Below are 7,440 nucleotides of genomic sequence, written 5' to 3'. Positions count from 1 at the left end.
CATGGCGACGAGGGCAACGCCGCCGTCGAAGCCAAGGTCAAGGCCGAGGTCGAGGCACTTTGCGCGAAGTTCCCGCTATATAGCGGGATGTGAGCCGAGATCGCGAAAACACAGCGCCCGAGGGAACTCGGGCGATGTGGCGATAGTTTCCACGTAACAATAGCTTGACAATGCTGGAAAGCGGTGGCCGGAACGACACGTTTCGCCCGCTTTCTTAAGCTATGTGCTGACCGGCACGTTGTCAGGATGGATCGCAGATAAGAAATGCGGTAACTTCGCACCATGTAAATCAACGCAGTAGGCGAAGGGCAGGGGCGCACCCGCCCATCTGATCAATCCAACCAGTTTCATTCCCATATTTCCATGCGGAAATTTTTACGAGAGCTTGAAAAGGCAATTATGAGTTTTGAAGATATGACCGCGCTCTCCGGCTCTCTGTCCCGAGAAACTGGCGAAGAAAAACCCGCAAAGACGGGTAGCAAGGAAAGCTATCCCGATCTGAAGCGTGTCTATGATCCCGGTTTTCGCGTAGGGGAAAACTACCGCGCGACACTGCCGGATTTGCAGAACGGCCCGGCATCGTTGATTGTCGGCGCGAATACCCGGATCGAGCATGTCGGTATTTCGAACTTCCGCTTGCCGATTGGCTACAAGCTGCGCGCGGGTGGCTCGATCATGCTGGAAACTTCGGTTACGGGAACCGTCAGCCTTGAAGCGAACCAAAAAGGGATCAACATGTCCCGGATCATGCGTTCGTTTTACGATTATGCCGAAAATCAGTTCTCATTTGAAGTGATGGCTGCCGCGATCGATGCCTATAAAAAGGATCTGGGCAGTTTCGATGCCCGCCTGATGATGCGCTTCAGTTTTCCAGCGCAAGTCACAAGCCTGCGGTCGGGTTTGAAAGGCTGGCAATATTACGAAATCGCTTTGGAACTGGTCGAAACTGCGGGAACGCGGCGCAAGATCATTCATCTGGATTATGTCTATTCCTCGACTTGTCCATGCTCGCTTGAATTGTCGGAGCATGCGCGGCGTGAACGCGGGCAGTTGGCAACGCCGCATTCGCAGCGCTCGGTTGCCCGGATTTCGGTGGTTCTGAACGACGGTGTTGATGATCCGCTATGGTTCGAAGACCTGATCGAAATGGCAAGGTTCGCCGTTCCGACTGAAACCCAAGTCATGGTCAAGCGCGAAGATGAACAGGCCTTTGCCGAACTGAACGCGGCCAATCCGATTTTTGTCGAAGATGCAGTTCGCGCATTTGCAGCGCCTCTTATTGCTGATCCGCGTGTGGGCGATTTTCGGGTCGTCGCCAGCCATCAGGAAAGCCTGCATAGCCATGACGCTGTGGCTGTGCTTTCCGAAGGAACAACTTTCATCGGTCAAAGCCTTGACCCACGCATGTTCGGATCGTTGATCCACAGCTGATTACAGATTGACTGCTGGCGTCCTTTCGGACGTCAGCAGCCGGTTGTCAAATCTCGTCCGCGCAGAATTCGCGCATGGTCCCGTCGTCACGCGTGAACAGCACGCAAGGGCCCGATGAATTTCGTGGATCATAAGCAAATCCGCGTGCGGCCATAGCGGTGAATATATCGCGGATACCGCTTAGGCCATAAAGATGATCGTGAAGTTCCAGAAATACCCGGTCGATGCCATCAAGCACCGCCGCACCCAACAGGCTGCGTTCAGCACCTTCAATATCCATCACCAGAACATTGATGGCATGTTCTGCTATAAATTCTTCGATATTGCGGGATAAAAGAGGAATCTCACCCTCATAAGGGCCTTGTTCCTTGATCATTGACGACATCCAGAAATCGCGGCGGATGTAGAAGGTATATTCCGCTGGCGGACCGGCGGTGATCAAGCCATGGCCAAAACTTACATTTCCTACGGAATTCGCAGCTGCGACACGCTTTGCCAGCGCGATAGTGTGCGGATTTGCATCAAAGGACCAGATTTCGACATCCGCAGCCGTCGCCATGACGGTGGTGATGACTCCGATCCCCGCACCAAGTTCCAGCACCCGATCGCCCGCGCGCAGCATACGGCGAACCTGTATCGCCTCTTTCGCTTCGTATTTGCCAGAAACCAGCGCCTCCCAGATAATAGGCGATACATCATCCGGGGTTATCGGAAGGTTGATGCCATGCAGAATCATATCGTGTGCCACCGCTTTATTGCGTATCGGTTCTGGGGGTTCGGGCGATTGCTTAATGCGAGAAATCGTCGATCAAGTCAGCGTGCTGTTCCGCTTGATGCAAAAAACCCAGCTTCGATGCGCGCACTGGACGTGCGAAAAGGAAGCCTTGGCTCAGAGGTCCGCCTAGCTGCCGAATGCGTTCGTGCTGGGCGCGGGTTTCCACACCTTCGATAATCACCGTCTTGTTCAGGCTGGTGCCCACGTCCACCACCAGCTTGACCAGCGATGCCGCCTGAGGATTTTCGGCAATGTCGCGAACGAATGATTTGTCCAGCTTGATCGTATCGAACGGGATATCGCGCAGAATGGCAAGTGACGAATAGCCTGTTCCGAAATCATCCATCGCGATCGTCAGGCCCAATGCCCGCAGTTCATTCAGGATTTTAACAACACGTTCGCGATTATCCAGCAATACCGTTTCGGTAATCTCAAGTTCAAGCCGCTCGGCCGGCAGTCCGGTGGTTTTCAGCACATCGACCACAGATTGAACAAAGTCTGGTGCTTGTAGCTGCAGCGGCGAAAGGTTTACGGCGATCTTCAATGGGCGCATCCATGTCGCTGCCTCGGTGCAGGCGGCGACCAGAATGATATGGCCCAATTCGTTGATAAGCCCCAACTCCTCGGCCAGCGAGACAAAAAGACCCGGCGGGATTTGTCCGCGGGTGGGATGGTTCCAGCGCACCAACGCCTCTAGCCCGCGCAATTCCAGCGACATCACATCGACCTGCGCTTGGTAAAGCAATTCGAATTCATTGCGCTGAACGGCCAGCCGCAGGTCATTTTCCAACGCCTTGCGGTCGTCGAATTCGCGCTGCATGAATTCTTCAAACAGGCATATCCGCTGGCCCGTCGCGTCTTTCGCGCGATACAATGCAATGTCGGCCTGTTTAAACATGGTCTGCGCGTCGGTCGATTGCGGATCATGCGCGCTGGATATGCCGATCGAGCAGCTGATTTCCAGCTTGCGGTTCATCAGAAAATGCGGCGCTGCGATGCGGGCGGCCAGTTCATGGGCAATATTCTCAGCGCCGGCGTCGTCTTTGCCGACGATCAGGCATGCGAATTCGTCGCCGCCCAGGCGGCAGAAAATATGCACCTTGTCGTCAAATTCGCGCATCCGCTGGCTGACCTGGTTCAACAGCAAATCGCCGAAATCATGTCCCAACGTATCATTGACCGATTTGAAGTCGTTCAGGTCGATCAGCATCAGATTGACCGCCCCACGCGATTCACGCAAAGCATTTTCCAGTTCGGCCCAGAACAGTATCCGGTTCGGAAGCTGTGTCAGCGCGTCGTGATGGGCGACATATTCCAGACTGCGGTTCTTTTCCTGAAGCTCTTTGCTGGCTGATACCAGATCGCTGTTCAAAACCTCTGCCTGCTTTTGCGAATTGGTCAGCAGACGATTTTGCCGCAGTTGCAACAGGATCAGCACACACCAGGCAAAGATCAGGAAGGCAACGACGATCCCGTAAATCTGGTGCAGTTCTTCCAGCGATTCCAGATTGGCTTCGATGTCGGCCCAACCCTGCTGCACGGATTGCGATGAAAGCTGCGTCAGCGGGCCATTCAGTTCGTGCATCCGGTTGATCATCGCGATCGCGCTGGCGCGGTCCATCTGATCAAGTTCGGTATCAAGATCGCTGATAACGCTGCGCAGCTTGGTGACGATCTCCAGCCGCTTCGGGCTGGCTTCCAGAAATGCCTTGAGCTTGTCCTCATCGAAAGACGCGAGGCGGCTGAAGACGATGTCCAATCGCAACCGCACCTCATCCAGAGAGGCGGTTTCATCTGACATGAAATGCGATGCCAGCATCGCCTCAAGCCGCATGAACTCGGCGACCGACTGGCTGACGGCCCATGCGTCGTTATGATGCGCGACGTGTCGCAGCACCTCCTGGCGCTGTGACACTGTGGTCGTCATGTAGACGGTCGCTATGACGAAGGCAGCGATCAGGATGCCAAGAAGGCGGGTCACTGCTCACCTATTCGACAATGAAGCGGGTGACTTGCCACGCCGAACGGCTGTAATACGTCTGCGTCTGATAGGTCTGCGACGAGTCATAAGGGTAGACGACGAAGATCGGCCCCTTGTCGCGGACGTCCATGTATTGCCCGTTCAGCTTCATCGCCAGGATGGCATCGGGGCCGACGGCATCGCTCATCGGGATTTCGGTTTCATAATCGTTAAGCGCGATGGCCCGCACGGTCTCGCCGTTGGCGCCGACATACTTCATCACCTCATTGAAGGGCACGCCCTCAAAGGTGGACAGCGTGTTATACCAAGGGGTGTTGGTCTTGATTTCCTTAAGCCCCAGACCCTCCAGCATGGCGCGATCGAACTGGGCGATGTCGCCATCATTCGTGTTTTCGATGTTGCCGGTGATGGTCAGGATAACGGGACCGGTCGGCTTTGGCAGCGCATCTGCCCAGCTGGCGTTTGTAAAGCAGACAGCGGCAAGCAGAACGGCACATGAGCGGATCATCGTTGATCTCTCCTTAAAGAATCCGGGCAGACATAACGATCGAGAAACACTATTGTTAAGGACTTATGCCTCAGCTTTTAGTTGTGTCCAGCGGAATTTCTATCGGCGCTGACAAGCCGTGCAGACTGCGGCCAACAACGCACAATCCGGCAGGTCACAGGCAGCCTGTCGCAGCTTGTGGCGTGAAGCGGCTTGTCCATGCAGCAGGAAACTTCGATGGTGAAGGCAGCATTCAGACATTTATCGCATAGGCCGAGAATCATGAATTTCCTCCAGCAAGCCCTTCATCAGCGGGTGTTTTCGCCCGGTTTGCGCAAATGACGGCACTTGTAACGGGCGGGGCGCAGCGGATCGGTCGCGAAATCGCTCTGGCACTGGCGCGTCAGGGCCATGACATCGCGATCCATTGCGGTCGATCGGTCGCCGAAGCCGAAGCGACTGCCGCTGAAATTCGCGCGTTGGGCGTCCGCGCACAGGTATTCCAGGCCGATCTGCTGGACCTTGACGCGGTTGAGGCACTGGTCCCGCAGGTGAATGCCGCAATGGGGGCGCTGTCGGTTCTGGTCAACAATGCTTCGACATTCGAGGAAGACAGCATCCATTCCGCGACCCGCGAAAGCTGGGACCGCCACATCAATTCCAACCTGCGCGCCCCCTTCATGCTGATACAGCAGTTCGCCGCCCAAAGCGCCGAACACGCAAATGGCGGCGAGGTCGAGGCGTCGAATGTCATCAACATGATAGATCAGCGCGTATTGAAGCCGCGCCCCGATTTCATGACCTATTCGCTGGCAAAGGCAGGGCTTTGGTGGCTGACCCGGACCTCGGCGCAGGCGCTGGCGCCGCATATCAGGGTCAACGCAATCGCGCCCGGTCCTACCCTGAAAGGCAGCCGGCAAAGCGAGCAGGATTTCGCGACACAGCAGCAGGCGACGATTCTGCAACGCGGCTCCTCGCCCGAGGAAATCTGCGATGCCGTGCTGTATCTGCTGCGGGCAAAATCGGTGACCGGGCAGATGATCTGCGTGGATGGCGGGCAACATCTGGTGTGGCAGACCCCGGACGTTATGATTGCGGAATAGCAAGCCCGTAAACTGTTGACAATAGACACGCGTCATGATGACTTTTCCCGTATCAGACGGGAGGAGGATGACATGCCGGAATATGACGTGATCGTCGTGGGTGCCGGGAATGCTGCGTTATGCGCGGCGCTTTCGGCGCATGAGAATGGGGCAAGGGTGCTGGTGCTGGAACGCGCGCCCGAGGAGGAAAAGGGGGGGAATTCCTATTTCACCGCAGGCGGCTTCCGCTTTGCGCATGAAGGGCTGGAGGATGTGGCGCAAGACATCCTGACCGATCTTTCCCCGGTCGAGACCGAGATGATCGTACTGCCACCGCATAGCCGCGAGTTCTTTTATAATCAGCTGATGGATGTGACGCATCACCAGTCGGACGAGGATCTGGCCAATCTGCTGGTGGACAATTCGCGCCCGACCATGGCCTGGCTGCGCAGCCACGGCATCCGCTTCGTGCCGATGTTCGGGCGGCAATCCTATCTGGTCGATGGCAAGCACCATTTCTACGGCGGCGTGAACATCGAAGCTGTCGGCGGTGGCGCAGGTCTGGTCGAGGCCGAACTGGCCCGCGCGCAAAAGCTGGGCATCGAAATCCGCTACAACACCGCGGCCATCGGGCTGCTGCAGGGGCAGGACCGCGTGGTGTCGGGCGTCAAGGTCCGCACGCCTTCGGGCTATGCCGAAATCGGGGCCAAGGCGGTCATTCTGGCGTGCGGCGGTTTTGAATCAAACCCGGAAATGCGGGTTCGCTATCTGGGGCCGGGCTGGGATCTGTGCCGGGTGCGCGGCACGCGCCACAACATGGGCGAAGGCATCAACATGGCGCTGGCCATCGGCGCGCGCCCCTATGGCAACTGGTCCAGCTGCCATGCCTGTGAATGGGACATCTCGGCCCCGCCTTACGGCGACCGCTGGGTGCTGGACAATTTCCAGAAGCATTCTTACCCGCTGGGGATCATGGTCAATCTGGATTGCGAACGCTTTGTCGATGAAGGCGAGGATTACCGCAACCTGACCTATGCCAAGTTCGGGCGCGAGATTATGAAGCAACCGCGGCGCACCGCGATCCAGATATTTGACCAGCAGACCGTGGGCATGCTGCGCGACGAATACCGCATCAAGCAGGTGACCAAGGCCGAATCCGGCACCATCGCCGGTCTGGCCGAACTGCTGGAGCTTGATCCCGTCAGGCTGGAAGCCTGCATCGCAGAATATAATGCCGCCTGCGGCGATCAGCCCTATAATCCGGCGGTGCTGGATGGTAAGGCCACGACCGGCATTTCGCCGCCGAAATCGAACTGGGCGCTGCCGATCGACAAGCCGCCTTATGTCGCTTTTGTCACGACGACCGGCATAACCTTTACCTTTGGCGGTTTGCAGGTGAACACCCGTGCCGAGGTTCAGGACATGACCGATCAATCCATTCCCGGTCTTTATGCAGCGGGTGAACTGGTGGGCGGTCTGTTTTATGAAAACTATCCCGGCGGCACCGGGCTGATGTCCGGCTCGGTCTTTGGCAAGCGGGCAGGGGAATCGGCCGCCAGCTATTCGGTGGCGGCCCGCGCTGCGGCGTGACCTGTCAGATGATCGCGCCGGGGGCGGGAAAGGCAATTCTTTCCTTTTCGCCGCTGGCGCGATACTTAGTCTTTTGCTGACAATTCACAGTTGC

At 56.8% G+C, this 7,440-nt stretch carries 6 protein-coding genes; 3 read left to right on the top strand and 3 right to left on the bottom strand.

Annotated elements, in window-relative coordinates:
• Positions 1–399: 399 nt before the first annotated feature.
• Entirely contained in the window at positions 400–1,431 is a 1,032-nt protein-coding gene (folE2, locus tag FN835_RS18430) for a GTP cyclohydrolase FolE2 (RefSeq protein WP_425467486.1), read from the top strand.
• A 46-nt stretch (positions 1,432–1,477) separates the two neighbouring features.
• Here folE2 and FN835_RS18425 read toward each other — a convergent pair whose 3' ends face one another.
• The 3 genes from FN835_RS18425 to FN835_RS18415 are packed head-to-tail and all read right to left on the bottom strand — an operon-like array spanning position 1,478 to position 4,695.
• A complete protein-coding gene (locus FN835_RS18425; RefSeq protein WP_142664707.1) occupies positions 1,478–2,167 on the bottom strand; it encodes an FkbM family methyltransferase in 690 nt (229 codons plus the stop codon).
• 52 nt (positions 2,168–2,219) lie between these two features.
• Positions 2,220–4,187: a putative bifunctional diguanylate cyclase/phosphodiesterase gene (locus tag FN835_RS18420; RefSeq protein ID WP_142664706.1), complete on the bottom strand. Its 1,968-nt coding sequence runs from the start codon at positions 4,185–4,187 to the stop codon at positions 2,220–2,222.
• A 7-nt stretch (positions 4,188–4,194) separates the two neighbouring features.
• Positions 4,195–4,695 carry a putative pterin-binding protein gene (locus tag FN835_RS18415; RefSeq protein WP_142664705.1) on the bottom strand — a complete coding sequence of 167 codons (501 nt, stop codon included), beginning with the start codon at positions 4,693–4,695 and terminating at the stop codon, positions 4,195–4,197.
• 317 nt (positions 4,696–5,012) lie between these two features.
• On the opposite strand from FN835_RS18415, the gene FN835_RS18410 reads away from it, so the two are divergent.
• Together FN835_RS18410 and tcuA are read left to right on the top strand one after the other, a co-directional pair.
• Positions 5,013–5,777 carry an SDR family oxidoreductase gene (locus tag FN835_RS18410; RefSeq protein ID WP_142664704.1) on the top strand — a complete coding sequence of 255 codons (765 nt, stop codon included), beginning with the start codon at positions 5,013–5,015 and terminating at the stop codon, positions 5,775–5,777.
• Positions 5,778–5,849: 72 nt separating this feature from the next.
• Complete coding sequence (gene tcuA / locus FN835_RS18405; RefSeq protein WP_142664703.1) at positions 5,850–7,346, top strand: FAD-dependent tricarballylate dehydrogenase TcuA; 1,497 nt, start codon at positions 5,850–5,852, stop codon at positions 7,344–7,346.
• Positions 7,347–7,440: the final 94 nt, after the last annotated feature.

Source organism: Paracoccus laeviglucosivorans, assembly GCF_900182695.1.
Classification (GTDB): Bacteria; Pseudomonadota; Alphaproteobacteria; order Rhodobacterales; family Rhodobacteraceae; genus Paracoccus; species Paracoccus laeviglucosivorans.
The sequence above is the reverse complement of the archived record's forward strand: the minus strand, read 5'-3'. Positions and strand labels throughout refer to the sequence as shown.

Bases quoted from the DNA above. Each gene is read 5' to 3' on its own strand.
- FN835_RS18415 (WP_142664705.1), bottom strand. From the start codon at position 4,695: ATGATCCGCTCATGTGCCGTTCTGCTTGCCGCTGTCTGCTTTACAAAC.
- tcuA (WP_142664703.1), top strand. From the start codon at position 5,850: ATGCCGGAATATGACGTGATCGTCGTGGGTGCCGGGAATGCTGCGTTA.
- FN835_RS18410 (WP_142664704.1), top strand. From the start codon at position 5,013: ATGACGGCACTTGTAACGGGCGGGGCGCAGCGGATCGGTCGCGAAATC.
- FN835_RS18425 (WP_142664707.1), bottom strand. From the start codon at position 2,167: ATGATTCTGCATGGCATCAACCTTCCGATAACCCCGGATGATGTATCG.
- folE2 (WP_425467486.1), top strand. From the start codon at position 400: ATGAGTTTTGAAGATATGACCGCGCTCTCCGGCTCTCTGTCCCGAGAA.